The 24,765-nt window shown below is 68.5% G+C and carries 20 protein-coding genes; 14 read left to right on the forward strand and 6 right to left on the reverse strand.

Annotated elements, in window-relative coordinates; all coding sequences use genetic code 11:
* Positions 1 to 10: 10 nt before the first annotated feature.
* The 3 genes from DACI_RS13805 to DACI_RS13815 form a co-directional block, all read right to left on the reverse strand.
* Entirely contained in the window at positions 11 to 1,261 is a 1,251-nt protein-coding gene (locus tag DACI_RS13805; RefSeq protein ID WP_012204601.1) for an efflux RND transporter periplasmic adaptor subunit, read from the reverse strand.
* An 88-nt stretch (positions 1,262 to 1,349) separates the two neighbouring features.
* Positions 1,350 to 2,825, reverse strand: a complete 1,476-nt coding sequence (locus tag DACI_RS13810) for a sensor histidine kinase (RefSeq protein WP_012204602.1) — start codon at positions 2,823 to 2,825, stop codon at positions 1,350 to 1,352.
* Entirely contained in the window at positions 2,822 to 3,487 is a 666-nt protein-coding gene (locus DACI_RS13815; RefSeq protein ID WP_012204603.1) for a response regulator transcription factor, read from the reverse strand. The genes DACI_RS13810 and DACI_RS13815 overlap by 4 nt, the downstream gene beginning before the upstream one ends.
* 171 nt (positions 3,488 to 3,658) lie before the next feature.
* Here DACI_RS13815 and ilvD point away from each other — a divergent pair, with 171 nt between their 5' ends.
* The gene (gene ilvD / locus DACI_RS13820; protein ID WP_043781438.1) at positions 3,659 to 5,518 is read left to right on the forward strand and encodes a dihydroxy-acid dehydratase; all 1,860 of its coding nucleotides are present in this window, start codon (positions 3,659 to 3,661) and stop codon (positions 5,516 to 5,518) included.
* A 353-nt stretch (positions 5,519 to 5,871) separates the two neighbouring features.
* Here the strand turns inward: ilvD and bfr are convergent, their stop codons facing one another.
* The gene (gene bfr, locus DACI_RS13825) at positions 5,872 to 6,348 is read right to left on the reverse strand and encodes a bacterioferritin (protein ID WP_012204605.1); all 477 of its coding nucleotides are present in this window, start codon (positions 6,346 to 6,348) and stop codon (positions 5,872 to 5,874) included.
* 263 nt (positions 6,349 to 6,611) lie between these two features.
* Here bfr and DACI_RS13830 point away from each other — a divergent pair, with 263 nt between their 5' ends.
* The 9 genes from DACI_RS13830 (at position 6,612) to DACI_RS13870 (ending at position 18,507) form a co-directional block, all read left to right on the forward strand.
* Positions 6,612 to 7,451, forward strand: coding sequence for a p-hydroxycinnamoyl CoA hydratase/lyase (locus DACI_RS13830; protein ID WP_012204606.1), 840 nt, complete (start codon positions 6,612 to 6,614; stop codon positions 7,449 to 7,451).
* A 70-nt stretch (positions 7,452 to 7,521) separates the two neighbouring features.
* Positions 7,522 to 9,711 (forward strand): acetate--CoA ligase family protein, encoded by a 2,190-nt coding sequence (locus DACI_RS13835; RefSeq protein WP_012204607.1) that lies wholly within the window; start codon positions 7,522 to 7,524, stop codon positions 9,709 to 9,711.
* A 106-nt stretch (positions 9,712 to 9,817) separates the two neighbouring features.
* Positions 9,818 to 11,188, forward strand: coding sequence for a spinster family MFS transporter (locus DACI_RS13840; RefSeq protein ID WP_012204608.1), 1,371 nt, complete (start codon positions 9,818 to 9,820; stop codon positions 11,186 to 11,188).
* Positions 11,185 to 12,975 (forward strand): acyl-CoA dehydrogenase, encoded by a 1,791-nt coding sequence (locus DACI_RS13845; RefSeq protein ID WP_012204609.1) that lies wholly within the window; start codon positions 11,185 to 11,187, stop codon positions 12,973 to 12,975. The genes DACI_RS13840 and DACI_RS13845 overlap by 4 nt, the downstream gene beginning before the upstream one ends.
* Positions 12,976 to 13,084: 109 nt before the next feature.
* Positions 13,085 to 13,549: a MarR family winged helix-turn-helix transcriptional regulator gene (locus DACI_RS13850; RefSeq protein ID WP_034391791.1), complete on the forward strand. Its 465-nt coding sequence runs from the start codon at positions 13,085 to 13,087 to the stop codon at positions 13,547 to 13,549.
* Between the two features lie 61 nt (positions 13,550 to 13,610).
* Positions 13,611 to 14,456 carry a prolipoprotein diacylglyceryl transferase gene (gene lgt / locus DACI_RS13855; RefSeq protein WP_225614206.1) on the forward strand — a complete coding sequence of 282 codons (846 nt, stop codon included), beginning with the start codon at positions 13,611 to 13,613 and terminating at the stop codon, positions 14,454 to 14,456.
* A 228-nt stretch (positions 14,457 to 14,684) separates the two neighbouring features.
* Positions 14,685 to 16,130, forward strand: coding sequence for a malonyl-CoA decarboxylase (locus DACI_RS13860; RefSeq protein ID WP_012204612.1), 1,446 nt, complete (start codon positions 14,685 to 14,687; stop codon positions 16,128 to 16,130).
* 96 nt (positions 16,131 to 16,226) lie between these two features.
* Positions 16,227 to 17,225, forward strand: a complete 999-nt coding sequence (locus DACI_RS13865) for a Bug family tripartite tricarboxylate transporter substrate binding protein (protein ID WP_012204613.1) — start codon at positions 16,227 to 16,229, stop codon at positions 17,223 to 17,225.
* A 127-nt stretch (positions 17,226 to 17,352) separates the two neighbouring features.
* Positions 17,353 to 18,507 (forward strand): esterase-like activity of phytase family protein, encoded by a 1,155-nt coding sequence (locus tag DACI_RS13870; RefSeq protein ID WP_012204614.1) that lies wholly within the window; start codon positions 17,353 to 17,355, stop codon positions 18,505 to 18,507.
* Positions 18,508 to 18,519: 12 nt separating this feature from the next.
* Here DACI_RS13870 and DACI_RS13875 read toward each other — a convergent pair whose 3' ends face one another.
* On the reverse strand, positions 18,520 to 19,236 hold the full coding sequence (locus DACI_RS13875) for a GntR family transcriptional regulator (protein ID WP_013803234.1): 717 nt from the start codon (positions 19,234 to 19,236) through the stop codon (positions 18,520 to 18,522).
* Positions 19,237 to 19,275: 39 nt separating this feature from the next.
* Between DACI_RS13875 and DACI_RS13880 the strand changes: the two genes are divergently transcribed.
* The 4 genes from DACI_RS13880 to DACI_RS13895 all read left to right on the forward strand — a co-directional run bounded on the left by DACI_RS13880 (position 19,276) and on the right by DACI_RS13895 (position 24,124).
* Entirely contained in the window at positions 19,276 to 20,025 is a 750-nt protein-coding gene (locus tag DACI_RS13880; RefSeq protein ID WP_012204616.1) for an enoyl-CoA hydratase/isomerase family protein, read from the forward strand.
* Positions 20,026 to 20,207: 182 nt separating this feature from the next.
* Positions 20,208 to 21,176 (forward strand): Bug family tripartite tricarboxylate transporter substrate binding protein, encoded by a 969-nt coding sequence (locus DACI_RS13885; RefSeq protein WP_012204617.1) that lies wholly within the window; start codon positions 20,208 to 20,210, stop codon positions 21,174 to 21,176.
* A gap of 163 nt (positions 21,177 to 21,339) precedes the next feature.
* Positions 21,340 to 22,527, forward strand: a complete 1,188-nt coding sequence (locus DACI_RS13890) for a CaiB/BaiF CoA transferase family protein (protein WP_043781451.1) — start codon at positions 21,340 to 21,342, stop codon at positions 22,525 to 22,527.
* A 43-nt stretch (positions 22,528 to 22,570) separates the two neighbouring features.
* Positions 22,571 to 24,124 (forward strand): malonate--CoA ligase, encoded by a 1,554-nt coding sequence (locus DACI_RS13895; RefSeq protein WP_043783380.1) that lies wholly within the window; start codon positions 22,571 to 22,573, stop codon positions 24,122 to 24,124.
* Positions 24,125 to 24,232: 108 nt separating this feature from the next.
* On the opposite strand, the gene DACI_RS13900 is transcribed toward DACI_RS13895, so the two are convergent.
* Positions 24,233 to 24,676, reverse strand: coding sequence for a universal stress protein (locus DACI_RS13900; RefSeq protein WP_012204620.1), 444 nt, complete (start codon positions 24,674 to 24,676; stop codon positions 24,233 to 24,235).
* Positions 24,677 to 24,765: the final 89 nt, after the last annotated feature.

The raw sequence follows: 24,765 nt of genomic DNA on the forward strand, positions 1-24,765 counted from the left end.
GGCGGCCTCCTTACTGTGCGTCGGTTTCGTAGAGGCCGCTCAGGAACAGCGCGTTGCGGCGTGCGATGCGTTCGGTGCCGGCCAGACCGTCCGTGATCTGCACGAGGCCGTCGGCGGTCTGCCCGCGCACGACCTTGCGGCGCTCGAAGCGCGGCCCCTTCTCGTCGCTGTCCGAGGCGACCCACACCACGTCGGCACCGCTGCCCTCGCGCACCACGGCCTCGGCGGGCACGGCCACCGAGGTCTGCGGGGCAGCGACGGTGATGCTGAAGTCGGCCGTCATCTGCGGGCGCAGTTCGTGCCGCGGATCGGCCACCTCGGCGCGCACCACGAGGCGCCGGCTGTCGGCATCCACGCTGTCGCCCACATAGGAGACCTTGCCCTCGAACACCTTGCCCGGCCATGCCTGCACGCGCACCTGCACGGCCTGGCCCGTGCGGTAGGCGCTGAACTGCGACTCCGGTACGCTGGCCACCATCCACAGCGTGCGCAGGTCCGAGACGGTGACGGGGGCCGGGTCGCTGCCGGGCTGCACCAGCAGTCCGGGCTGGGCCGAGCGCGCGGTGACGCGCCCGTCCATGGGGCTTTTCACGGCAACTTCCTTGCCGACCTGCCGCTCGCGCTCCATGCGGGCGATCTCCGCATCGCTCAACTCGAACAGGCGCAGGCCCTGGCGTGCGGCATCGTGGGCGGCCTGGGCCGTCTGCTGGTCCGTCTGGGCCTGCTGCAGTTCCTTTTGCGGGATGCTGTTTTCCTGCGCAAGCGCTTCGGCGCGGTGCAGCGTTTCGTTGGCCGAGCGCAGCGTGGCCGCGCTGGAGATCAGCGCCGAGGCAGCCTGGGCCATCTCGGGCACGGCCACCGTGTAGAGCGTCTGGCCCGCTTTCACGTCATCGCCGGCCTTGACCAGGACCTTCACGATGCGGCCCTGCTGTGCGGAGTACACGCGCGTGGTGTGGTCCTGATTGAAGTCGATGATGCCGATGGTGCTGCGCAGGTTCTCGAACGGGCGCTCCTGGGAAGGGCCCACGTCCAGCGCGGCGGCCTGATCGGGGGCCACGCGCACCACGTCGGCCTGGACCTTGCCGGCCACCGAGGGGGGCGGGTCCTCGGTCTCGGCGCTCGCGTGGTGCGGGCCCAGTGTCCATATGCCGATGGCTGCGGCGGTGCAGGCGGCGGCCACGGCCAACCAAAGCAGGGCGCGCGCGCGGGACGGTGCCGATGCCGATGCCGATGCCGGTGGGGATTGTTGTTCAGCTGCCATGGGACCACGTTCCTTGCTGGTTGCATGCAGGGCGGCCCACTCCCAGTGGGCCTGGCCGTGCTGTGCGGCAGTCTAGGCAGCCAAGGCTTTAAGTTGGCTTTACGTCGGCCAAGCTGGGGCCGTGCTGGCGTGGCAGATCGATCTGGACGCAGGTTCCCCTGCTGCCGGGGCCGCTGTGCACGGCCAGCCGGCCGCCCATGCGCTGGACCACGCGCAGGGCGATGGACAGGCCCAGGCCCGAGCCTTCCGGCTGGCCATGGTCGCCGCGCCAAAAGGGCAGCAGCATCTGCGCACGGGTCTGCGCATCCAGCGCGGGGCCGTCGTCGCTGACCTGGATGCGGACCAGGTCCTCGTGCGCCTGCACCCGGGTTTGCACGGCGACATGGGGGCCGCCATAGCGCAGCGCATTGTCCACCAGGTTGGAGACCACCTCGCCCAGCAGGGTGGGCGAGCCGCGCACGGTGCTGGCGCCGCCTGTTGCAGCCGGCTCCGGCCCCTCGATCCGGAGCGAGCGGCCGGCAGCATCGGCACGGTCCTGCCAGCGCAGGGCCGCCTGCCGGGCGACCTGTGCCGCGTCGAAGAGCTGGTCCTCGACCACGGACTCTTCCTCGGCGCGCGCATAGGCCAGCAACTGGCGCACCATGCGTGCGCCGCGTGCCGCGACTTCGTCGAGATGGGCCAGCACCTCGGCATCCATGGGCTGCTGCGGGTCCGCATGCTGCGTACGCCGCATGTCGCCCACCAGCAGGCGTATGCCCGCCATGGGCGTTTGCAACTGGTGGGCCGCATCGGCGATGAAGCGGCGCTGCTCGTCCACGGAGGCCTTGAGCCTCAGCAGCAGCGCATTGGTGTGGGCGACCAGGTCGCGCAGCTCCTCGGGCACGTCTTCCACGGACAGCGGGGACAGCTCGTTCTCGCCATGCTGCACGACCAGGGCGCTGACGCGCCGTGCAGGCGCCAGGCCGCGGCGGATGCCGTGGTAGATCAGCGGCAGGATGATGAAGCCGGCCAGCCCTGCAGGCACGAAGATGGCCGTGGCAATCTGGTCCTTGACCTGGCGCCGCTTGGTCTTGGACTCGGCAACCACCACCCACACGGGCTCGCCGCCGCCCTGGGGCCGGACCAGGATCGCCACGGCGCGCAGGGCGGCGCCCGAGGCGGCCTGGTGGCCGAAGAACATGGGGCTTGCGTCGGCAGCCGACTCCTGCTGCAGCAAAGGAGGCAGGGGAAGGCTTCCGATGAGCTGCCTGCCGGAGGCCGTGACCACGCCGTAGTGGTTCTGCGACAGGGAGTCGAAGACCAGGGCGTCGGCCATTTCGCGGCTGGCGTCGAAATAGGCCTGCCCCTCCTTCCAGCGCAACTGCGCGGCCAGTGCGCGGGCGTCATCGGCCAGCAGCCGGTCGAAGGCGTCGCTGGTGCTGCGTCCCGCAAGCCAGTAGGCGGCCCCGGTGGCGATGAAGAAGGACGCCACCCAGAGGGCGGCGATGGGCATCAGCACCTGGCGCTTCAGGCTCAGGCGAAACCAGCGCCGCCAGCCGGGCAGGTGGGGGCTGGACTCGGTCAAGCGGCCTCCAGCACGTAGCCTATGCCGCGCAGCGTCACGATGCGCACGCCCGCGCCGGCCAGCTTGCGGCGCAGCTTGAGGATGTAGATTTCCACGGCATTGGCGCTGAAGTTGGCCTCCCAGCTGGACATGGTCGAGATGATGCGGCTCTTGGGCACGGCCGCGCCGGGCGCACTGATGAGCAGCTCCAGCAGGGCGGCTTCCCGGGGGCTGAGCGCCAGGCGCTCGCCCTGCAGGAACAGCTCGCGCGTGTCCGTGTTGAAGCTCAGCGCGCCCACCGTCAGCAGGTTGCTGGCGCCGCCGTGGCTGCGGCGCACGATGGCGCGCATCCTGGCCACCAGTTCCTCGGGCTCGAAGGGCTTGGCCAGGTAGTCGTCGGCGCCTTCGTTGAGGCCCAGCAGGCGGTTTTGCAGTCCGTCGCTGGCGGTGAGGATCAGCACGGCCAGGGCCTTGCGCTGCGCGCGCCAGGCACGCAGCACCTCGATGCCGGGGCGCCGGGGCAGGCCCAGGTCCAGCACGGCGATGTCGTAGTCCTGGGTGGCGGTGGCGGTCAGCGCGTACTCGCCGTCGGTGACGGCATCGACCTGCCAGCCCTCGGCCTGGAGCCTGCGGCAGATGCCCAGTCTCAGGGCGGGATCATCTTCTACGACAAGAACGCGCATAGGGCAAAGGGCGGTGGAAGCGGGAGGGCACGCCAGCCGCGTGCACTGGCGTCGGCGCAGCAGATGATAGCCATCTGGAGAGTGTGGTACATGCTTTGCCCCGGTGTGGGACATAATTGCCACCCCGGGAGCCGAGCCTGCCGGTTGCTCGCTACTTTTGACGATCCCACGATGCCTACATACCGTTCCAAGACTTCCACCGGCGGCCGCAACATGGCTGGTGCGCGCGCCCTGTGGCGTGCCACCGGCATGAAGGATGGCGACTTCGACAAGCCCATCATCGCCATCGCCAACTCCTTCACGCAGTTCGTTCCGGGCCACGTCCACCTCAAGGACCTGGGCCAGCTGGTGGCGCGCGAGATCGAGGCCGCAGGCGGCGTGGCCAAGGAATTCAACACCATTGCCGTGGACGACGGCATCGCCATGGGCCACGACGGCATGCTGTACTCGCTGCCCAGCCGCGACATCATCGCGGACTCGGTGGAGTACATGGTCAACGCCCACTGCGCCGACGCGCTGGTGTGCATCTCCAACTGCGACAAGATCACCCCCGGCATGCTGATGGCCGCCATGCGGCTGAACATTCCGGTGATCTTCGTCTCCGGCGGCCCCATGGAAGCGGGCAAGACCAAGCTGGCCAATCCCAACACGCACAAGCTGGAGTTCAAGAAGCTGGACCTGGTCGATGCCATGGTGATCGCGGCCGACTCCAACTACACCGACGAGCAGGTCGCCCAGGTCGAGCGCTCGGCCTGCCCGACCTGCGGTTCCTGCTCGGGCATGTTCACCGCCAACTCCATGAACTGCCTGACCGAGGCGCTGGGCCTGTCCCTGCCCGGCAACGGCACGGTGCTGGCCACGCATGCCGACCGCGAGGAACTGTTCAAGCGCGCCGGCCGCCGCATCGTCGAGCTGGCCCGCGAGTACTACGAGCAGGAAGACGCCTCCGTGCTGCCGCGCTCCGTGGGCTTCAAGGCCTTCGAGAACGCGATGACGCTGGACATCGCCATGGGCGGCTCCACCAACACCATCCTGCACCTGCTGGCCATTGCCCGTGAAGCCGAGATCGACTTCACCATGGCCGACATCGACCGCCTCTCGCGCTCCGTGCCCCAGCTGTGCAAGGTGGCGCCCAACACGCAGAAATACCACATCGAGGATGTGCACCGCGCCGGCGGCATCTTCGCCATCCTCGGCGAGCTGGCCCGCGCTGGCAAGCTGCACACCGACGTGCCCACCGTGCATGCCAAGACCCTGGGCGAAGGCCTGGCGCAGTGGGACATCACCACCACCCAGGACGAGGCCGTCAGGCACTTCTACCTGGCAGGCCCGGCCGGCATCCCCACCCAGGTGGCCTTCAGCCAGAACACGCGCTGGCCCAGCCTGGACCTGGACCGTGCAGAAGGCTGCATCCGCTCCTACGAGCACGCCTTCTCCAAGGAAGGCGGCCTGGCCGTGCTGACCGGCAACATCGCCCTGGACGGCTGCGTGGTCAAGTCGGCCGGCGTGGACGAAAGCATCCACGTGTTCGAAGGCACGGCCCACGTGACCGAGTCGCAGGACGAGGCCGTGCAGAACATCCTGGACGACAAGGTCAAGGCCGGCGACATCGTCGTCGTGCGCTATGAAGGTCCCAAGGGCGGCCCCGGCATGCAGGAAATGCTCTACCCGACCAGCTACATCAAGTCCAAGGGCCTGGGCAAGGAGTGCGCACTGCTGACCGACGGACGCTTCTCGGGCGGCACCTCGGGCCTGTCCATCGGCCACTGCTCGCCGGAAGCTGCCGCTGGCGGCGCCATCGGCCTGGTGCGCAACGGCGACCGCATCCGCATCGACATTCCCAACCGCAGCATCAACGTGCTGGTCTCCGACGAGGAGCTGGCCCGCCGCCGTGCCGAGCAGGATGCCAAGGGCTGGAAGCCCGCCGAGCCGCGCCCGCGCAAGGTCTCGGCCGCGCTCAAGGCCTATGCCAAGCTGGTGATGTCGGCCGACAAGGGCGCCGTGCGCGACCTGTCCCTGCTGGACGACTGACACCGGGCAGCACCGCCGCCCGGCGGTGCGCACCCGATGAAAATGAAAAGGGATGGAAGGCCTTGCGGCTTTCCATCCCTTTTTCTTTTCTCTTCTCTCAGGCCCTTGAGGGCTCTTGTTTCATCGCGGGGCGGCCCACCGCGGGGCGACCGGCTTGCCGTTTCATCGTGGCTGCCGGTTCGGGTTTTCATCGTGGAGCAAACAGCCCACTCTCATTTATGGGAAGTGCCTGAAAAACTGGCGCGGCCAAAACAAGGGACAGCGAGCAAGGGCCGCCCCGCCGCGAGGCTGTCGTCCCCCTCCCGCGAAGCGAGAGAGGGGGAAGGCGCGAAGCGTCTCAGGGGGAGCTTCATTCAGGCCGGCTCGCCCATCTTGCTTTGCAGATAGTTGGGCAGACCGATCTTCTCGATCAGGCCCAGTTGCTTCTCCAGCCAGTAGGCGTGGTCTTCCTCGGTATCGCGCAGCTGGGCCAGCAGCAGGTCACGGCTGTTGTAGTCGCTGTGGCGCTCGCACAGGGCCATGGCCGAGCGCAGGCTGTCACGCACGCGGTATTCGGTGGCCAGGTCCTTGCGCAGCATCTCTTCGACGGTCTCGCCGGGCGTGAACTCGTGCGGGCGCATGTCGGGGCGGCCGCCCAGGAACAGGATGCGGCGCAGGATGGCGTCGGCGTGCTGGGTTTCCTCTTCCATCTCATGGCCGATGCGCTCGAACAGGCGCAGCAGGCCCTGGTCTTCGTACTGGCGCGAGTGGATGAAGTACTGGTCGCGCGCGGCAAGCTCGCCGCGCAGCAACTCTATGAGGCATTCGATGACTTCTGGTTGGCCTTGCATGTTCTTCTTCTCCTGACTGTGTGAACGCCGCAAGTATCGCGTGAACCGGCCCTCGGGCCAAAGCGCGCGCTGCAATTCCCCGTGGACGGCGCATTGCATGCATGCGCGACGCAGAAGCATTCGCATCGCGGCAGGCTGGCGGGGGGCTGGGGCTAGGGTAAACGCTGTATTGCGGGCTTCAATAATAGTTATTTATCATAACGATTATGGAGCCGAAGCATCGGTGTCCAAAACCCCATTTCCCCTTTGCACAAGGAAGCGCAATGAGCACCGAACGTACCGAAGAACAGACCGTGTCCTGCACCGTCACAGGCCGCGTGGCCTGGGTGAAATTCAACCGCCCCGAAAAGCGCAACGCCATGAGCCCCCAGCTCAACCGCCAGATGATGCGTGTGCTCGACGACCTGGAGTTCCGTGACGACGTGGGCGTGGTCGTGCTTGCAGGCGAAGGCACGGCCTGGACGGCCGGCATGGACCTGAAGGAATACTTCCGCGAGACCGAGGCCACCGGTCTGGCCGGAACACGCAAGGCCCAGCGCGAGAGCTATGGCTGGTGGCGCCGCCTGCGCTGGTTCCAGAAGCCGACCATTGCCATGGTCAACGGCTGGTGCTTCGGCGGCGGCTACGGCCCCCTGTTCGCCTGCGACCTGGCCTTTGCCTCGGATGACGCCAAGTTCGGCCTGTCCGAAATCAACTGGGGCATCCTGCCCGGTGGCGGCGCCTCCAAGGTGGCCGTGGAGCTGCTGTCCTTCCGCCGTGCCATGTACCACGCCATGCTGGGCGAGAACATCGACGGCCGCACGGCCGCCGAGTGGGGCCTGGTCAACGAGTCGCTGCCGGCCGATCGCCTGCAGGCCCGCGTCACCGAAGTGGCCGAGGCCCTGCTGCAGAAGAACCCCAGCGCCCTGAAGGCCACCAAGGACGCCATCCGCCGCGTGCGCGACATGAGCTACGACAACGCCGAGGACTACCTGGTGCGTGCCCAGGAAGCCGCCAACAGCTTCGACAACGAAGGCCGCAAGGAAGGCATGCGCCAGTTCCTCGACGACAAGACCTACAAGCCAGGTCTCGGAACCTACGACCTCTCGAAGCAAAAGTCCTGAAGACCCGCACATCCTGAGTGGCCGCGCCCTCGCTGCTAGGGCGCCTGCCGCCAACCCATTGGAGACAAGAATGACAACGACAGAGATGGCGGCCGCCCTGCGGCCCGACATCGGCAGGCTGCTGAGGCCGCGTTCCATCGCCATCGTCGGCGCCTCGGCCACGCCGGGTGCGCTGGGCGCATCGGTGCTGGGCAATCTGGAGCGCAACGGCTTTGCCGGCGACATCCACCTGATCAATCCCAAGCGCAGCGAGATCGCCGGGCGGGCCTGCCTGGCTTCGGTCGATCAGCTGCCCGAAGGCGTGGATGTGGCTGTGCTGGCCATCCCCCAGCCCTTTGTGCTGGAGACAGTGCGCGCACTGGCGGCGCGCCGCGTGGGCGCGGCTGTGATCTTCTCGGCAGGCTTTGCCGAGGCGGGCGAGCGCGGCATGGCCGAGCAGCGCGAGATCGCACGCATTGCCGCCGAGGCCGGCATGGTGGTGGAAGGCCCCAACTGCCTGGGCTGCATCAACTACCTGCAGCGCGTGCCGCTGACCTTTGTCGAGGTGAATATCGACGCGCAGCAGGCTGATGCCACGCGGCCCGCGATCGGCGTGGTCTCGCAAAGCGGCGCCATGATGACCGTGCTGTGCACCACGCTGGCCAGCCGCGCGCTGCCGCTGTCGCACGCCATCTCCACGGGCAACGAGGCCGCCAGCCATGCCGAGGACTATGTGGACTTCCTGCTGGAGCAGCCCTCCACGCGCGTGGTCGCCATGATCGTCGAGCAGTTCCGCCAGCCCGCGCGCATCCTGGCCGCCGTGGCCCGCGCGCGCAGCCTGGGCAAGTCGGTGGTGCTGCTGCACCCGGGCAAGAGCAGCGCGGCGCGCGCCTCGGCCGCCACGCACACCGGTGCCATGGCCGGCGACTATGCGCTGATGCGCACCAAGCTGGAGCGCGCAGGCGCCGTGTTTGCCGAGACACTGGAGGAGCTGGGCGACATCGCCGAGATCGCCATCCGCTGCCCCGTGCTGCCATCAGCTGGTGCGGCTGGTGCGGCCGGTGGGACCGGTGCAGCAGCTGCAGCGGGAGTTGCCGTGCTGGGCGAGTCCGGCGCCTTCAAGGCGCTGACGCTGGACTGGGCCGAGGAACTGGGCCTGGCCCTGCCCGCCATCGGCGACGACGACTCGCCCGCGCTGCGTGCGGCGCTGCCCGAGTTCGTGGGCGTGAGCAACCCGCTGGACCTCACGGCCCAGGGCCTGGTGGAGCCGGATCTGTATTTCCGCACGCTGGACGCGCTGTTTGGCGATGCGCGCTTTTCCACCGTCCTGGTCGGCCTGATCCAGGGCGACCCGGTGACCTGCGGCATCAAGATGCCACCCGTGCTGCGCGCCATGCGCGAGCTGCGGCCGGCCAAGCCCGTCATCGTCGCGGGCCTGGACGAGGGCGCGGCCGTGCCTGCCGAGTTCATTGCCGAGATGCGTGCGCTGGGCGTGCCGTATTTCCCCAGCACCGAGCGTGCCCTGCGCGCCGTGCAGCGCCTGACTGCCTTCAGCCAGCGCAGTTTCGAGCGAACCGATGCCCAGCCCGTCGCCCTGGCCCTGCCCGCAGGCCGCACGGTGGTGCCCGAGTACGAATCCAAGGCCGTGCTGGCACAGGCCGGCATACCCTTTGCGCGCGGCCGGCTGGCCACCTCGGTCGAGCAGGCCGTGGCGATTGCGTCGGAGATCGGCTGGCCCGTGGCGCTCAAGGCGCAGTCGGCCGACCTCAGCCACAAGAGCGATGCGGGCGGCGTGATCCTGAACATTGCCGATGCGCAGGCCATGGGCGAGGCCTGGAGCCGGCTGCATGCCAACGTGGCGGCCTATGACAGCGCCATTGCGCTGGACGGCGTGCTGATCGAGGCCATGGGCCAACGCGGCCTGGAGATGATCATCGGCGCGCGCAACGATCCGCAGTGGGGCCCGGTGATCCTGGCCGGCCTGGGCGGCGTGACGGCCGAGATCATGCGCGATGCACGCCTGCTGGACGCCGACCTGTCCACCGGCGAGGTGCTGCGCGAGCTGGACCGGCTGCAGGGCGCGCCGCTGCTGCACGGCTACCGTGGCGCCCCGGCGCTGGACCGCCAGGCGCTGGCCGAACTCATCGTGCGCCTGGGCCAGGTGCTGCGCGGCACGCCGGCCATCCGCGAGATCGACCTGAACCCGGTCATCGTGCTGCCCGAAGGGAAGGGCGTGGTGGCGCTCGATGCGCTGATGCTGGTGGAGCACAGCGCGGGCTGATGATCGCGCAAGGGCTGGCGCGGTGCGCCGGCCCTTTTCATGCGCAGCCCTTTCTCGCTTTCCCGCTTTCTTTTTTCCGCTTCCCCTTCCTCCACAGGAGGTCTCCATGAGCCTGCCTTACCCGCCGGGCCGCGTGTCCACGCCCACGCCGGCCGAGTCGAACGGACTCGGCTATGCCTACTACGTCACCATCATCCTGCTGCTGGCCTACACCCTGTCCTTCGTGGACCGGCAGATCCTGGGCCTGCTGGTGCAGCCCATCAAGAAGGATCTGCAGCTGTCGGACTGGGTGTTCAGCATCGTCCACGGCTTTGCCTTCGCCATCTTCTACACCTTCGTCGGCATCTTCCTGGGGCGCCTGGCCGATCGCTGGAACCGCCGCAACCTCATCGTCATCGGCATGGCGATCTGGGTGGTGGCCACGGCGGCCGGCGGCTATGTCACGGGCTTTGTCTCGCTGTTCGTGGCGCGCATGTTCGTGGGCGTGGGCGAGGCGGCGCTGTCGCCGGCGGCCTATTCCATGCTGGCCGACTACTTCCCGCCCGAGCGCCGCGCGCGCGCCATGAGCATCTACACCTCGGGCGTGTACATTGGCTCGGCCACGGCCTTCATCGTGGGCGGCCTGGTCATCCAGGCCACCAGCCAGGCCGGCGAGGTGGTGTTCCCGCTGCTGGGCAGCTTCAAGCCCTGGCAGGCGGCCTTCATCTTCGTGGCCCTGCCCGGCATTGCGCTGGTGGCGCTGATGTACACCGTGCGCGAGCCGGTGCGCCGCGGCCTGCAGGCGGCAGGCGCCTCCGCCAGGGCCGCCGCTGCAGCAGGCCCCGCGCCCGATCTGTCCCATGTGTTCCGCAACAAGCGCGCCTTCCTGCCGCTGCTGCTGGCGCCGGGCATCACGGCCATGATCACCTTCGGCGTCACGGCCTGGCTGCCGGCTACCTTCATCCGCCAGTGGGGCTGGACGCCCGGCGAGATCGGTCCCGCCTACGGCGTCATCATCCTGACCTTCGGCATTGGCGGCATGCTGCTCAGCGGCTTCCTGGCCGACTACCTCACGGCGCGCGGCAAGCAGGTGGGGTCGATCGTCATCTCGCTGGTGGCCACCGGCGTGCTCATCGCCAGCGGCCTGGTGCTGGCCTTTGCGCCTTCGCCCACCGTGGCCCTGGTGGCCGTGGCGGTCACCACCTTTTTCCTGGGCATGCCGGTGGCGCTGGCACCGCCCATCCTGCAGGCGGTCACGCCCAACCAGCTGCGCGGCCAGGTGACTTCCATCTACCTGCTGCTGATCAACCTGATCGGCCTGGGGCTTGGTCCCTTCCTCGTGGCCTTCTTCACGGACTTCGTCTTCCATGACGAAAAGCTCGTGGGCCTGTCGCTGGGCCTGGTGTCCGCCCTGGCCGCGCTGCTGTCCGTGCTGTGCCTGGCCAGCGCCATCGGCCCCTACCGCCGCCTGGTCGCGGCCATGGAGGGCCGGGCATGAGCGCGCAGGCATCGCATTGCTCGCATTACCAGCCGCCGCTGCAGGACATCCGCTTCGTCCAGCAGCACTGGCTGGGCGCAGAGGCCGACTGGCGCCGCATGCCGGCCCATGAAGCCCTGGACCAGGAGACGGCCGACATGGTGGTCGAGGCGGCCGGGCGCTTTTGCGCCGACGTGCTGGCGCCGCTCAACGGCCCGGCCGACCTGCAGGGCTGCCGACTGGAAGAGGGCAGGGTGCGCACGCCCGACGGCTTTCCCGAGGCCTATGCGGCTTTCGTGGAAGCCGGCTGGCCGGCCCTGGCCTGCGCACCGGAGGCCGGCGGCCAGGGCCTGCCTCAGCTGCTGGATGCCGCGCTGCACGAAATGCTGGCCTCGGCCAACCATGGCTGGACCATGTACCCGGGCATCCTGCACGGCGCCTATGCCTGCCTGCACGCGCATGGCGACGCGCACCTGCGTGCCACCTACCTGCCGCACATCGTCAGCGGGCGCTGGCTGGCCACCATGTGCCTGACCGAGCCCCAGGCCGGCTCCGACCTGGGCCTGCTGCGCAGCCAGGCCCGGCCCCGGGGCGATGGCAGCTACAGCCTGGACGGCAGCAAGATCTTCATCTCGGGCGGCGACCAGGACATGAGCGAGAACATCGTGCACCTGGTGCTGGCGCGCCTGCCCGATGCTCCCGCAGGCACGCGCGGGCTGTCGCTGTTCCTGGCGCCGCGCGGCATTCCCCAGGACGGCGGCGGGTTCCTGCCCAATGCCATCCACTGCGACGGCATCGAAAAGAAGATGGGCATCAAGGGCAGCGCCACCTGCGCCATGCGCTTCGAGGGTGCGCAGGCATGGCTGGTGGGCCAGCCCCACCAGGGCCTGGCCGCCATGTTCGTGATGATGAATTCCGCCCGCCTGCACGTGGGCCTGCAGGGCCTGGGCCATGCCGAGATGGCCTGGCAACTGGCGCGCGCCTATGCGGCCGAGCGCCGCCAGATGCGCGCCCAGCCCCGGCCCGCCGATGCGCAGGGCCCCGCCGACCCCATCGCCCTGCAGCCGGCCGTGCAGCGCATGCTGGCCGACCTGCGTGTCTGGACCGAAGGCATGCGCGCCATTGCAGGCTGGGTGGCGCACCAGCTGGACCTGGCCGAACAGGCGCCGGATGCCGAGGAGCGCGCCCAGGCCCATGCGCTGGCCTCGCTGCTCACACCCGTGGTCAAGTCCTTCTTCACCGAGCGGGGCTTTGCGCTGGCCAGCGAGGCGCTGCAGGTCTTCGGCGGCTACGGCTATGTGCACGAGTACCGCATCGAGCAGACGCTGCGCGATGCGCGCATCGCCATGATCTACGAGGGTACGAACCAGATCCAGGCGCTGGACCTGCTGCAGCGCAAGGTGGCCGCCAGCGGCGGGGCCGCGCTGGCGCCGCTGCTGGCGGCACTGCGCGAGGAGGCCGCTGCCTGCGAGGCGGCGGGCATGGAGCCCGGCCTGGCCGGCGCGCTGCGCAGCTGGAGCGATCGCACCGAAGCGCTGACGGGCGCGCTGTGCGCCCGTGCCGCAGGCGACGCCCCGTTGCTGGCGCGCTGCGCCGAGGACTATCTGCGCCTGGTCGGCACGCTGTGCATGGCCTTTGCCTGGGCGCGCGCGGCGCGCGTCAGCCAGCCGCTGGCCGATCCGGCGCTGCGCCGCTCCAAGGCGGACAGCGCGGCCTGGTTCTTCGCGCATGGGCTGCTGGATGCGGAGCACTGGCTGCGCCGCACCGAGTCCGCCGCCCGCACGCCGCTGCCGGCCGCCGTGGCCTGAGCGGGCAGCCGGGGCTTTTATGATGGAACGCCGCACCGGCCCTGAAGATCCGCAGGCGCCGGGGCGGCTTTGCCTCGGTGTGCCTTCTTCCTCTTCCAGATCCGTGTCCATGGACAGCTCCTCCGAACCCGCCGTCGATCAGTCGCGCCTGCAGCGTTTCCTGGGCTACCGCCTCACGCGCGCGGAAATCCACATCCACAAGCTGTTCGCGCGGCGCGTGGCCGAACTGGACCTCAAGCCCAGCGAGTTCTCCATCCTGGTGCTCATCCACTCCAATCCCGGCATCTACCTGCGCCAGCTGGGCGAGGCGCTGGACATCTCGCCCTCCAACCTGGTGCCGGTGGTCGAGCGCCTGGTGCAGCGCGGGCTCATCGGGCGCCAGCCCGATCCGCGCGACCGCCGGCTGCAGCAGCTGCACATGACGGCCGAAGGCAGCGCGCTGCAGGCGCGGGCCGAGGGCGTGGTGGTGCAGCTGGAAGACGAGCTGGAGCAACTGCTGACCTCCACCGAACAGCGCCATCTGTTCGCGGCCCTGGACAAGCTCATGGCCATCCAGGAAAGCCAGCCGGGCTGAACCGCCGCGCCGCCAGCTTTCCAACCCCTGGCCGGCGCCGGCCATGCGGCGCTGCGGCACAATGCCGACCATGCTGATGTACCCGCAGATCGATCCCGTGGCCCTGCAGATCGGGCCCCTCGCCGTGCACTGGTACGGCCTGACCTATCTGGCCGCTTTCGGCCTCTTTCTCTGGCTGGGAACGCGCAGGCTGCGCCACCCGCCCTTCGTGCGCATGCAGGGCGACCGCGCCTGGACGCGCAAGGACGTGGAAGACATTCTTTTCCTGGGCGTGCTCGGCGTGGTCGTCGGCGGCCGGCTGGGCTACTGCCTGTTCTACAAGCCGGGCTACTACCTGAGCCACCCGCTGGAGATCTTCTATGTCTGGCAGGGCGGCATGAGCTTTCATGGCGGCCTGGTGGGCGTGATCGCCTCCATGGTCTGGTTCGCGCGCTCGCGGGCCCGCTCCTGGCTGGAGGTGGCCGACTTCGTCGCGCCCTGCGTGCCCACGGGCCTGGCGGCCGGCCGCGTCGGCAACTTCATCAACGGGGAACTGTGGGGCCGCTTCGCCAGCCCCGAGCTGCCCTGGGCCATGGTCTTCCCGCAAAGCGGCTCCATGCTGCCGCGCCACCCCTCGCAGGTCTACCAGTTCCTGCTGGAAGGCCTGCTGCTGTTCGTGCTGCTGTGGCTGTATGCGCGCAAGGAGCACAAGCCGGGCCAGGTGGCGGCGGTCTTCCTCGTCGGCTACGGCGCCTTCCGCTTCATTGCCGAGTACTTCCGCGAGCCCGATGACTTCCTGGGCCTGCTGTCGCTGGGCATGAGCATGGGCCAGTGGCTGTGCGTGCCCATGGTGATCGGCGGCATCGCCATGTGGTTCTGGGCCGCGGGGCGCCCGGCCTATCCTGCCCAGGCGGGCAAGCCGGCCTGAGGCCGGCGGTACGCACGGATACGAAGCGGGCCTGGTGCCCGCTTTTTTTGTGCAAGGTTGGCGCGAGAGGGGGCAGGGGCATGCATGGGGATAGCCCGAAGACAAGAACGCGACATCGGCGTACACGGTCTGCCGTGCAGACTCTCATAATGTGAGCAGCAAAAGATTGTCATTGGCCGATTGGCGGCATGACAGTCCCGTGACCGCTTGACATGGAGGAACTTCTGAATGGGTCTGGCTACTGACTGGATTGCCCGCAATGTGTCCCGCTTTCGCAGCACCGATGCGGCTGCGCCTGCAACAAAGTCCGAGGGCGAGGCAGCCAAGGGACCCGCGCCGCGCGGCACGGCCCAGCGCCTGCAGGCCACCCTGCGGCGCGGCCAGGAAGTGCTGTCCCCGCGCGAGCTGCGCAAGCTCATGGAAGACCTGCAGGCTGCCGCCGACGCCGGCCTGAGCGATGTCGAGGGCGGCCGCCATGCGCAACTGCTCATGGACTGGTACGCCCAGGCCGAGCTGCCTGCGCACAAGGATTTCTGGGCGCTGATCGTCGAGCAGTTCGGCCCCGATACCGAAGCCCTGATGGCCGCGCGCAAGCGCTATGACACGGCGGCCAGCGATGCCGAGCGCGGCCAGGCCGAGATGGACCTGCGCCGCGCGCTGATGTCGCCGCGCACGCGGCTGCTGCAGCGCTTTGCCCAGCCCCAGGGCGGCATGGGCTTTCTGGTGGACCTGCGCGCCGAACTGCTGGCCCTGCCCAAGGCCGAGCAGCAGCGCTTTTCCGCGCTGGACGCCGAGCTGGAGCACCTGTTTGCCAACTGGTTCGACGTGGCCCTGCTGGAGCTGCGCCGCCTGAGCTGGGACTCGCCGGCCTCGCTGATCGAAAAGCTCATCCAGTACGAGGCCGTGCACGACATCCGCAGCTGGGCCGACCTCAAGAACCGCCTGGACAGCGACCGGCGCTGCTACGGGTTCTTCCACCCGCGCATGCCCACCGTGCCGCTGATCTTCGTGGAGGTGGCGCTGGTGGACAAGATGTCCGACAGCATCGCCCCGCTGCTGGACGAGACGGCGGCGGCCGCCGATCTGGGCCGCGCCACCACGGCCATCTTCTACTCCATCAGCAACACCCAGACCGGCCTGCGCGGCGTGAGCTTTGGCGACTCGCTGATCAAGCATGTGGTGGAGACGCTGACGGGCGAGTTCCCCCGGCTGCGCCATTTCGCCACGCTGTCTCCCATTCCGGGCCTGCGTGCCTGGATCGCCAAGCACGGCGATGCCATCCTGGAGAAGATGGACGAGCGCCAGCGCAAGGCCTTCGAGCTCAAGGCCGGCGGCATGGGCGCCGAGCACCTGCTGGCGGCGCTGGACGCGCCGCAGGATCTCAAGCCCGACGCACCCGTGCGCCGCGCCCTGCTGTTCTGCGCCGCCCACTATCTGGGGCGCGAGACGGCCAAGGGCCGGCCGCTGGACCCGGTGGCGCGCTTTCACCTGGGCAACGGCGCGCGCGTGGAGCGGCTCAACTGGGCGGCCGACCTCTCGGCCAAGGGACTCAAGCAGTCGCTGGGGCTGATGGTCAACTACCTCTACGACCTCAAGCGCCTGGACAAGCATCGCGGCCTGCTGGCGCAGGGCCGCATACCGGTGTCCTCGGACATCGAAGCCCTGTGCAAATGAAAAGGGGCGCGGCGCAGGCCGTGCCCCTTTTCTTGCACAGGGACTGCTGCGCCTGACAACGAAGACAGCCTCAAAGAGGCGACAAGGAGACAAGTCATGCAAGCTTCCCACCCCACGGGGCGGCGCGCGGTGTTGCGCGCAGCCGGGGCCTCGATGGCCGCGCTGGCCCTGCCCATGGCAGCCCGCGCGGCGGCGGACTGGCCGTCCAAACCCGTGAACCTGGTCGTGCCGTTTCCGGCCGGCGGGGGCACCGATGCCTTTGCCCGGCCGTTCTCGGCCCAGTTCGCCAAGAGCGCGGGCAAGACCCTGGTGATCGACAACCGCGGCGGCGCAGGCGGCACCCTGGGCGCCAGCTACGCGGCCAAGCTGGCGCCGGACGGCTACAACTTCTTCATGGGCGGCACACACCATGTGATTGCGCCATCCATGTACCCGCGCCTGGACTATGACCTGGAGCGCGACTTCATCGCGCTGGCCCTGCTGGCCAGCGTGCCCCAGGTGCTGGTGGTCAACCCGCGCAACGTGCCGCACAAGACCGTGCAGGAGTTGCTGTCCGACCTGCGCAAGCGGCCGGGCAAGCTCAACTACGCCTCGGCGGGCGCGGGCACCTCGCACCACCTGGCCGGCGAGCTGTTCAAGCTGCAGACCAATACCTTCATCACCCACATCCCTTATCGGGGCGCGGGCCCGGCGCTGCAGGACCTGATCGCCGGCAATGTGGACATGATGTTCGACGGCCTGGGCTCGTCGGCCCAGCACATCAAGAGCGGACGCATCCGCGCGCTGATGGTCTCTGGCGACAAGCGCAACCCCGCCTTCCCCGACGTGCCCTGCGCGGCCGAGTCCGGCCTGCCCGACTACACGGTCACGACCTGGTACGGCCTGTGGGCGCCCAAGGGCACGCCGCAGGCCGTGCAGGCCCAGGTCATCGACCAGGTGCAGCGCATAGGCTCGGCCGAAGAGATCAAGTCCATCTGGGCGCGCAACGGCGCCGACTACGGCGGCATGAACCAGCAGCAGTTCGCGGCCATGGTGCATGGCGAGATCGCGCGCTGGGCGCAGGTGGTCAAGGCCTCGGGCGCCAAGCTGGAGTAGCGGACGAGGGGCCGGTCAGGGCAGGGGCAGGGCAGGGACAGGGCGGTGGCATGCGCGTGCATGTCACCACCCTGTCACGGGCCTTGGCTACGGTCCATCCCTTCTGAGATCCATCCTGGGAGGGAATATGAACAAGGCAGACAAGGTCCGCTCGCCCGCATCCGTGCTGCTCGCGCTGGTCCTGGCTTTCGGCACGGCCACGGGCCTGGCAGGCTGCGGTGGCAGCGACGACGGCCCCGAGACCATCGGCTCGCTGCGGCTGATCGGCGACTACAGCATCAAGACCAAGACACTGTTCGACGGCGTGGAGTTCGGCGGCATCTCCGGCCTGGACCGCGCGCCCGATGGCAGCTACTGGGCCATCTCCGATGAGCGTGGCGGCGAGCGTGGCACGCCGCGCTTCTACAACCTGGGCATTCAGTTCGATGACAAGGCCATTCAGGCCGTGACCATCCGCAAGATGGTCACGCTCAAGGGCCGCGACGGCCAGCCGCTGCCCGGCACACGCCGCACCGTGGACCCCGAAGGCATCCGCGTGGCGCCCAACGGCAACCTCTACGTGTCCAGCGAGGGCAACTTCAGCACCGACCCCGCCAGCCTGTTCCAGCCCTTTGTGCGCGAGATCAGGGTCGACGGCAGCTTCGTGCGCGACTTCGAGACGCCTGCGGCCTTCAACTATGTGGACAACACCACCAGCGGAGGGCGCAACAACAAGCTGTTCGAGGCCCTGGCCGTCACGCCCGACAGCAGCGTGTTCACTGCCAACGAGGATGCGCTGGTGGAAGACGGCCCCCTCACCACGCTGGCGGCGGGCAGCGTCATCCGCGTCCTCAAGCTCGATCCGGCCACGGGCAAGTCCGGCGCGCAGTACGCCTACCAACTCCCGAAGATTCCGCTGGACAAGGCCGCCAGCGGCAGCTTTCCGCCGGACAACGGCCTGCCCGAGCTGCTGGCCGTCTCCAACAACGAGTTCATCGCCATCGAGCGCGCCTTTGCCGATGGCGTGGGCAACACCATCCGCCTGACGCGCGCCACCATCGAGCCCGACACCACCGATGTGCGCAGCTTCAAGAGCCTGGTGGGCGCCAGCTACAAGCCCATGAAGCGCGAGCTGCTGCTGGAAATGCCCGTGACCTACCAGGGCGTCAAGCTGGACAACATCGAAGGCATCTCCTGGGGTCCGCGCCTGGCCAACGGCAACCGCACCCTGGTGCTGGTGGCCGACAACAACTTCGCGGACAACCAGGTCACGCAGTTCCTGGCCTTCGAAGTGCGGCCCTGAGCCCTCTTCGGGCTACCTTGACTTGCGCGGGCGCTCGTAGCCCGCCTGCGCGGGCGCGCCCAGCACCATGTCGGTGAAGGCGCTGCCGCCTGCGCAGATGTGCTGGCGCATGGCCTCGGCGGCCACCTCCGCCTGGCCTGCGCAGATGGCGGCCACCACGGTGGCGTGCTCCTGCTGCGAGCGCGCAAGCCGGCCGGGCTTCTCGAACATGCGGCCCCGGTAGGGCGTGATGCGTAGCCTCAGCAGCCGCGTCTGCTCCACGATGAAGTCGTTGCCGCTGGCCTCGTATATCAGTTCGTGCAGCTGCATGTTGGCCTGCACATAGCCTTCGGCATCCTGCGCCTGGGCGCAGGCGGCGGTGTGTGCCAGCGCCGCCTGCAGCCGCTCGCGCAGCTGCGCATGGATGCGCGTGGCAGCCAGTCGGGCCAGCACGCCTTCCAGCTCGGCCAGGCCTTCCATCATGGCCACCAGCTCGCGTGCATCCAGCCGCCGCACATAGATGCCCGAGCGCGGAACGATCTCCACCAGCCCCTTGGCCACCAGCAGCAGCAGCGCCTCGCGCACGGGGGTGCGCGAGGCGCCGAAGCGTTCGCACAGGGCCGGCTCGTCGATGGCGTCGCCGGGCCGCATGGCGCCCGAGCGCAGCTCGTCTTCCAGCGATTGCCGTATACGCTCCTGCAGGCTGGACGTGGCCGGGGTTTTCTCCAATGGCTGCTTGGCTGGAAGCATTTTCTAATTCAAATATATCTGATTTACCGACTGATACATATGACACCCAGACTCGACATCCAGGATCACCTGGCCACCATCACGCTGCAGCGTCCCGAAGCGGCCAACAAGCTGGCCCCCGAAGACCTGGGCGCGCTGGTCGCGCACATGGAGCATATCAACCACCGCGACGACGTGCGCGTGGTGGTGCTGCGCAGCGAAGGCAAGTACTTTTGCAGTGGTTATGATATATCAGAGATCCAGGGCAGCCAGACCGAGGGCAGCAGCTTCGGCGAGATGGTGGACGCCATCGAGCAATGCCGCGCCGTGACCGTGGCCGCCATCCACGGCGGCGTCTACGGCGGCGCCACCGACATGGCCCTGGCCTGCGACTTTCGCGTGGGCAGCACGGCGGCCGAGATGTTCATGCCGGCCGCGCGCCTGGGCCTGCATTTCTACGCGGGCGGGCTGGAGCGCTATGTCTCGCGCCTGGGCCTGGACACGGCCAAGCGGCTGTTCCTGACCTGCGAGCGCATCCAGGCCCCGGAGATGAAGGCCTGCGGATTCCTCACCCATCTGGCCGATCCCGCCGCCTTCGCCGCGGCCGTGGAGCAGCTCACCGGCACGCTGGCCGCCATGGCGCCCATCCCCCTGTTCGGCATGAAAAAGCACCTGAACCTGATCGCGCGCGGCCGCCATGACGTGGCCGAGATCACGCGCGAGGTGCAGCGCAGCATCGCCTCCGAAGACCTGCAGGAAGGCGGCCGGGCCTGGCGCGAGAAACGCAGTCCGGAGTTCAAGGGGCGCTGAACCGCATCCTCCCGCATACACGCAGATTGCCCGTGGTGCTGCCTACCGCCCACAGCCCACGGAACCGGCGCGGCCCAACTCGGGGACACCGAGGAAGGGCCGCTCCCGCACCGAGGGTGTCGTCCCCCTTTGGGGGAAGGCGCGCAGCGACTCAGGGGGTATCAATAAACAGGAGACAAGCCATGTTCAAGCGTTTTGCACTGTCGTTGCTGCTGGCCGGATTGGCCGGTGGCGCGATGGCCCAGTCCTATCCCGCCCGGCCCGTCACGCTGGTCGTGGGATTTCCGCCCGGTGGCGGTGCCGATGCGGTGGCGCGCATCGTGGCAGACAAGGTCGGCAAGATCCTGGGCCAGCCCCTGCTGGTGGACAACCGCCCGGGCGCCGGCACCACGCTGGCCTCCGAGCATGTGGCGCGTGCAGCGCCTGACGGCTACACGCTGCTGCTGGGCAGCGCCAATATCTATGGCTCGGACCAGCTGCTCTACAAGAGCGCGCGCTATGACGGCGCGCGCAATTTCACGGGCATCACGCGCTGGAGTTCGGCCCCCATGCTGCTGGCCGTGCGCAAGGATTTTCCGGGCCAGGGCGTGGGCGATCTGGTGGCGCTGGCGCGCAGCCAGCCCGACAAGCTCAGCTATTCCTCCTCGGGCGCAGGCGTGATCACGCACCTGGCCACGCTGTCGTTCGCGGGCGCCAGCGGCGGCCTGCGCATGCTGCATGTGCCGTTCAAGGGCGGTGCGCCATCGATACAGGCCGTGGCCGCCGGCGATGTGGACCTGACCTTCGGCACGCCACCCTCGGTGCTGCCGCTGGCCCAGGCCGGCAAGCTGCGCATGCTGGCCGTGAGCACGGCCGAGCGCTCCCCGCTGTTTCCCGAGCTGCCGGGCATGAAGGAGTCCGGCGTGCCGGGCTTTGACTACACCTTCTGGTTCGGGCTGTTCGCACCGGCGGGCCTGCCCGAGGAGGTGGCCAGGAAGCTGTTCGATGCCAGCACCAAGGCCCTGGAAGACCCCGATGTGAAGGCCAGGCTGGCCAAGCAGGGCAATCTGGCAGCGCCCTCGGCATCCCTAGAAGAATTCCGCGCCTGGGCCCTCAAGGAAGGGCAGGAGTCCAAGGCCTTGACCCAGCGTTCCGGCGCCGGGCTGCAGTGAGACACCCCCTGAGGCGCCACGCGCCTTCCCCCTCTCGCTTCGCGGGGGGGACGACACCCTCGGTGCGGGAGCGGCCCTTCCTCGGTGTCCTGGTCTTGGGCCCCGCCGGTCCCACGGGTTGTGGGTGTCGCATCAAGCAATAGATAACGATATGGAAATCCCTATGAATGAACAAGCCACGGGCCTGCCGCTGGAAGGCCTTACCGTCATCGACCTCACGCGCGTGCTGGCCGGCCCCATGTGCACGCAGATGCTGGCCGACCTGGGCGCACGCGTGATCAAGGTGGAGCAGCCCGGCACGGGCGACGATGCGCGCGGCATCGGGCCGTTTGTGGACGGGGGCTCGGCCTATTTCCTGTCGGTGAACCGCAACAAGGAATCCATTGCGCTGGACCTCAAGCAGCCGCAGGACCGCGAGGTCTTCGAGCGCCTGCTGCAAGGCGCCGATGTGCTGGTCGAGAACTTCCGCCCCGGCACCATGGACAAGCTCGGCTATGGCTGGGAGACCCTGCATGCGCGCCATCCCCGGCTGGTGATGACGTCGGTTTCTGGCTTTGGCCAGACGGGCCCCTACAGCGGCTTTCCTGCCTACGACATGGTGGTGCAGGCCATGAGCGGAATGATGAGCGTGACCGGCCACCCGGGCGCCGGGCCCTGCCGCGTGGGCGTGTCCATCGGCGACCTGGGCGCGGGGCTGTATGCCGTCATCGGCACGCAGGCCGCACTCATGCGCCGCGCCCGCACGGGGCAGGGCGAGCGTGTCGATGTCTCCATGCTCGACTGCCAGGTGGCCCTGCTGGAGAACCCCGTGGCGCGGCTCGGTGCGCTGGGCAGCGTGCCGGGGCCCATGGGTACGCGGCATCCGTCCATGGCACCCTTCGATGTGTTCGCGGCGCAGGACGGCTGGTTCGTCATCGCCGTGGGCAGCGATGCGCTGTTCCGCAAGCTGTGCAGCCTGCTGCAATTGCCCGAACTGGCCGAGGACGCGCGCTTTGCCGGCAATGCCCTGCGCTGCGAGCACCAGGCCGAACTCAAGGCCGCGCTGGAGGCGCGCCTGCGGGACAGTCCCAGGGCGCATTGGCTGCGCCTGCTCACTGATAATGGCATCCCGGCGGGGGAGTACAACAGCGTGGCCGATGTCGTCGAGCACCCCCAGGTGCGCGAGCGCGGCATGCTGGCCCAGGTGCAGGCCCCCGGTGGCCAGACGCTGCGCGTGGCGGGCAACCCCTTGCTGGCCGCGTGCGATCAGCCCCTGGTGCGCAGGCAGCCGCCCGCGCTGGACGCGGACCGCGAGCGCATCCTGCGCGAGCTGTCCGTGGCGCAGCCTTCGCCCAACCATGAACGTGCCTGAGATTTCCCTGCTTCCCGCGGACTCTTCCTTCTTCTTCACAGCCATGACCAACCGCAATCTGTTCGCTGCCTTGCGCGCCGCCTTTCCCCAGGATCTGCAGAAGTGGGCCGTAGAGGCCATAGGCGCGGACGGCGCCAGCCTGTTCTACAGCTGGGCCGACCTGGACCGTGGCAGCGCGCGCATGGCCAACCTGCTGCAGTCGCTGCAACTGCCGCCCGCCAGCCGCATCGCCGTGCAGGTGGAAAAGTCGGTCGAGGCGCTGATGCTCTATCTGGCCACGCTGCGCAGCGGCCATGTCTTCCTGCCGCTGAACACGGCCTACCAGAGCGCCGAGATCGAATACTTCGTGGGCAATGCCGAGCCCGCCGTCGTGGTCTGCGCGCCGGGCAATTTCGGCTGGGTCTCCAAGATCGCCTTCACCTCGGGCGTGGCCCATGTCTACACCCTGGGCGACGACCGCAGCGGCACGCTGCTGGAACGCGCGGCCCACCATGGCGACGAGCATGAGGTGGTGGAGCGCGGAGAGGACGACCTGGCCGCCATCCTCTACACCAGCGGCACCACGGGCCGCAGCAAGGGGGCGATGCTCACGCACGGCAACATGCTGTCCAACGCCGAGACGCTCAAGGACTACTGGGGCTGGCAGGAGGGGGATGTGCTCATCCACGCGCTGCCCATCTTCCATGTGCACGGCCTGTTCGTGGCCATCCACGGCGCGCTGATCAATGGCAGCCCCATGATCTGGCTGTCCAAGTTCGAGCCCGGCACGGTGATCTCTCGCATGCGCGACGCCACCGTCTTCATGGGCGTGCCCACGCTCTACGTGCGCATGCTGGCGGACGCGCGGCTCACGCGCGAGGCGGCGGCCCACATGCGGCTGTTCATCTCGGGCTCGGCCCCCATGCTGGTGGAGACGCACCGCGACTGGCAGGAGCGCACCGGCCACGTCATCCTGGAGCGCTACGGCATGAGCGAGACCATCATGCTGACCTCCAATCCCTACCGCGCCGACGCGCACAACGGCGGCCAGTCCGAGCGCCGCGCCGGCACCGTGGGCTTTGCGCTGCCCGGCGTGGGCGTGCGCATCGTGGACGACGCAGGCCAGCAGGTGCCCGTGGGCGAGATCGGCAATATCCAGGTGCGCGGCCCCAATGTGTTCAAGGGCTACTGGCGCATGCCCGAGAAGACGGCCGAGGAGTTCACGGCCGATGGCTGGTTCCGCACGGGCGACGTGGGCAAGCTCGACGAGCGGGGCTATGTGAGCATCGTGGGCCGCAGCAAGGACCTGATCATCTCGGGTGGCTACAACGTCTATCCGGCCGAGATCGAGGGCTTCATCAACGAGCTGCCCGGCGTGGCCGAAAGCGCCCTGGTCGGCGTGCCGCACCCGGACTTCGGCGAAGTGGGCGTGGCCGTGGTCGTGCCGCGCCCCGGGGCCGCCCTGGAGCCCCAGGCGGTGGTCGATGCTCTCAAGGGCCAGCTGGCCAATTTCAAGATTCCCAAGCGCTGCTTCGTAGTGCAGGAGCTGCCGCGCAACACCATGGGCAAGGTGCAGAAGAACCTGCTGCGCGACGAACACAAGCAGCTGTTCGCCTGAGTTGGCGCCAGGGTGCGGATTGCGCCCTGGCCTGATTGAAAAAGCAAAAGGCATCGGCGCCGCCGATGCCTTTTTTTGTGTGGCGGCCGCCGAGGCTGCCGCTACCCTTCAACGCAGGACGAGCACGGGGATATGGGTGTGCGTGAGCACATGCTGTGTCTCGCTGCCCAGCAGCAGGCGCTGCAGGCCCTTGCGGCCGTGCGAGGCCATGACGATGAGATCGCAGTCGCGGCGCTTGGCCACGTCGATCACGCTTTCGGCGACCAGGTCGGACTTGACGATCTCGGTGGTCACGTTGACCTTCAGAGCCTGTCCCTTGGCATGGATGGCATCCAGCACGGTCTGCGCGTTGGAAGTCCACTGGCCTTCGATGCGCTCGATCTGCTTGAGGTCCACGGTCTCGCCGCCCTCGAAGTAGCTGCGCGGATAGTGTTGCACCACCTGGACGACGACGACGCTGGCGCCGCACAGCGCGGCAAGGCCCAGCCCGCTGTCCACGGCCTTGTCGGAAAGCTCGGAACCGTCGGTGGCGATCAGGATGCGGTTGTACATGCGTGCTCCTTTCGTGTGTGCTGATGGATGGGATGAAGTCAGCATAGACCCAACCATGAGTTAACGGTTGATTAATGTCAATACGCTTA

Source organism: Delftia acidovorans SPH-1 (assembly GCF_000018665.1).
Taxonomy (GTDB): Bacteria; Pseudomonadota; Gammaproteobacteria; order Burkholderiales; family Burkholderiaceae_C; genus Comamonas; species Comamonas acidovorans.

Bases quoted from the DNA above. Each gene is read 5' to 3' on its own strand.
- DACI_RS13805 (WP_012204601.1), bottom strand. From the start codon at position 1,261: ATGGCAGCTGAACAACAATCCCCACCGGCATCGGCATCGGCATCGGCA.
- DACI_RS13815 (WP_012204603.1), bottom strand. From the start codon at position 3,487: ATGCGCGTTCTTGTCGTAGAAGATGATCCCGCCCTGAGACTGGGCATC.
- ilvD (WP_043781438.1), top strand. From the start codon at position 3,659: ATGCCTACATACCGTTCCAAGACTTCCACCGGCGGCCGCAACATGGCT.
- bfr (WP_012204605.1), bottom strand. From the start codon at position 6,348: ATGCAAGGCCAACCAGAAGTCATCGAATGCCTCATAGAGTTGCTGCGC.
- DACI_RS13830 (WP_012204606.1), top strand. From the start codon at position 6,612: ATGAGCACCGAACGTACCGAAGAACAGACCGTGTCCTGCACCGTCACA.
- DACI_RS13835 (WP_012204607.1), top strand. From the start codon at position 7,522: ATGACAACGACAGAGATGGCGGCCGCCCTGCGGCCCGACATCGGCAGG.
- DACI_RS13840 (WP_012204608.1), top strand. From the start codon at position 9,818: ATGAGCCTGCCTTACCCGCCGGGCCGCGTGTCCACGCCCACGCCGGCC.
- DACI_RS13845 (WP_012204609.1), top strand. From the start codon at position 11,185: ATGAGCGCGCAGGCATCGCATTGCTCGCATTACCAGCCGCCGCTGCAG.
- DACI_RS13850 (WP_034391791.1), top strand. From the start codon at position 13,085: ATGGACAGCTCCTCCGAACCCGCCGTCGATCAGTCGCGCCTGCAGCGT.
- lgt (WP_225614206.1), top strand. From the start codon at position 13,611: ATGCCGACCATGCTGATGTACCCGCAGATCGATCCCGTGGCCCTGCAG.
- DACI_RS13860 (WP_012204612.1), top strand. From the start codon at position 14,685: ATGGGTCTGGCTACTGACTGGATTGCCCGCAATGTGTCCCGCTTTCGC.
- DACI_RS13865 (WP_012204613.1), top strand. From the start codon at position 16,227: ATGCAAGCTTCCCACCCCACGGGGCGGCGCGCGGTGTTGCGCGCAGCC.
- DACI_RS13870 (WP_012204614.1), top strand. From the start codon at position 17,353: ATGAACAAGGCAGACAAGGTCCGCTCGCCCGCATCCGTGCTGCTCGCG.
- DACI_RS13875 (WP_013803234.1), bottom strand. From the start codon at position 19,236: ATGCTTCCAGCCAAGCAGCCATTGGAGAAAACCCCGGCCACGTCCAGC.
- DACI_RS13880 (WP_012204616.1), top strand. From the start codon at position 19,276: ATGACACCCAGACTCGACATCCAGGATCACCTGGCCACCATCACGCTG.
- DACI_RS13885 (WP_012204617.1), top strand. From the start codon at position 20,208: ATGTTCAAGCGTTTTGCACTGTCGTTGCTGCTGGCCGGATTGGCCGGT.
- DACI_RS13890 (WP_043781451.1), top strand. From the start codon at position 21,340: ATGAATGAACAAGCCACGGGCCTGCCGCTGGAAGGCCTTACCGTCATC.
- DACI_RS13895 (WP_043783380.1), top strand. From the start codon at position 22,571: ATGACCAACCGCAATCTGTTCGCTGCCTTGCGCGCCGCCTTTCCCCAG.
- DACI_RS13900 (WP_012204620.1), bottom strand. From the start codon at position 24,676: ATGTACAACCGCATCCTGATCGCCACCGACGGTTCCGAGCTTTCCGAC.